The following is a 1,534-nucleotide window of genomic DNA, read 5'->3' on the forward strand; positions in this document are numbered from 1 at the left end:
CAGAGTGCGTTGTCGCCGTCATCTGCGAAATCGGTAACCGGGTAGCCCCAATTGCCGTACTTCGTCTCGTCAAAGTCGATCGTGCATTTCTCGCCATTGACGATCAGGCCGACGAGGGCTTTGACGGGTATATCTCCGAGCGAAAACACGCGGGTAAAATATGCGTTCGGCGTCTTGCCGGCTTTCCCCCAGGTGCCGCCGTATTCCAGCTGTCCGGTAGTTGCGTAGGTGCCGACGATGAATGAAATCGGGTTATCGCCGCCGACGTCAATCTGGCCGCTGACGCCAACCGGCTCCGGGTCCTTCTGCATCGCCTTCTGAAGCAGCCCGACGCCGATCTTCAACGCGAGGCCAAAGATAAACTGCCCGATTGCCCCGAGGCTGCCGACCGCTGCGGAGATTGCGGTCACCAACGCTGTGATTGGATCCGCATGCGCCGCCGAAGGCGTCACCAGGAGGAACCAGAGGGCCAGAAGGATGACGAGGAATTTCATGAGCAGTCCGGAGATTACGGCGTCAGCGGGTTTGAAGCGGGCCTATTCACCCGGGGCGGGGTCTGGTTCGGCCGAGCGCACCGGTTCCTTGACCACCGAATGGGTGTGGTCTCCGTTGAAGACGACGTCACCGTCTTCGTCGTAGACCCGAACGCCCATCCCATCGACCGTGCAGCGCGAGCCCTGAACGGTGAAGAGAAGCGTGCCGTCCTTGCGGACCTCGTAAGTTTTGATTGCCATTGGCCAGTCCTTCCGTTGGTTTAGGTGTTCAGGCGTCGTCTTCCGGATCGCCATCGACGATCACGACCGGAACCTTTTCACCGGTGTCGTCGCCTACGATCGAGGCCACAAACTCCGGGTGGTGCGGCTTCAGGAGGTTGAGAGCATCGGCCAGCTGCCGCGACAGATTGTCGATGCCGATGGCGAGGCGCTCGACTTCGCCTTGAAGGGACGTGTTCTGTGATTTGAGGCTGCGAATTAGGGTCTGAGACATGTTGGTTCCTTTCTCGGAGAGGCAGACGCCGCGCAGCCGCTAGACACGAAACGCGCGCGAAGCTTGGAGGAGGTCGACAAGGCCCAGCCCCAGCGCGCCAGGCTGCGCGACGTAGATGCGCGAGCCTTGGACGATGCCGAGGCCGTGACCGGTTTCGGTATCAACGACGGCGATATCGCCGACCTGCGCCATGGAAGGGTGGACCTCTTCGAAAAGGGAGGCGGCATAGTCGACGTGATTGTCAAAGCCGAGCTTCTTCAGATGCCGCAGCCCACCGGCTAGCGTCTGGTATCGGCCGGCATAGTCGGCATAGAGATTGACGCCGGTCATGGCTTCGACCGCGCCGGCTGCAAACAGCGTGCAATCGAATTCGCCATAGGCAAACGGCCTGCGGAAGGCCGCGTCGATGTACTGCGAAAGGCTCGAATACCAGTCGTCTTTGCGAACAATCGTCATCGGCTCAACCCATCGTCTCGCCTTCGCGTTCGCCCCACCAGTATTGCCACTGGTTGGCGACGGAGTTGTACTTTCGGAACTGGTCGTTGGA

The 1,534-nt window shown here is 60.4% G+C and carries 3 protein-coding genes and 1 pseudogene; all 4 read right to left on the bottom strand.

The window, feature by feature from the left end:
- A pseudogene (locus CRO48_RS31475) lies at positions 1–494 on the bottom strand (hypothetical protein); the annotation flags it as partial.
- Positions 495–536: 42 nt separating this feature from the next.
- Positions 537–734: a hypothetical protein gene (locus CRO48_RS31480; RefSeq protein WP_097143555.1), complete on the bottom strand. Its 198-nt coding sequence runs from the start codon at positions 732–734 to the stop codon at positions 537–539.
- A gap of 28 nt (positions 735–762) precedes the next feature.
- The gene (locus CRO48_RS31485; protein WP_097143556.1) at positions 763–987 is read right to left on the bottom strand and encodes a hypothetical protein; all 225 of its coding nucleotides are present in this window, start codon (positions 985–987) and stop codon (positions 763–765) included.
- A gap of 39 nt (positions 988–1,026) precedes the next feature.
- Complete coding sequence (locus CRO48_RS31490; RefSeq protein WP_097143557.1) at positions 1,027–1,443, bottom strand: DUF6950 family protein; 417 nt, start codon at positions 1,441–1,443, stop codon at positions 1,027–1,029.
- Positions 1,444–1,534: the final 91 nt, after the last annotated feature.

It is taken from the genome of Rhizobium subbaraonis, from assembly GCF_900220975.1.
Taxonomy (GTDB): domain Bacteria; phylum Pseudomonadota; class Alphaproteobacteria; order Rhizobiales; family Rhizobiaceae; genus Mycoplana; species Mycoplana subbaraonis.

Bases quoted from the DNA above. Each gene is read 5' to 3' on its own strand.
- CRO48_RS31480 (WP_097143555.1), bottom strand. From the start codon at position 734: ATGGCAATCAAAACTTACGAGGTCCGCAAGGACGGCACGCTTCTCTTC.
- CRO48_RS31490 (WP_097143557.1), bottom strand. From the start codon at position 1,443: ATGACGATTGTTCGCAAAGACGACTGGTATTCGAGCCTTTCGCAGTAC.
- CRO48_RS31485 (WP_097143556.1), bottom strand. From the start codon at position 987: ATGTCTCAGACCCTAATTCGCAGCCTCAAATCACAGAACACGTCCCTT.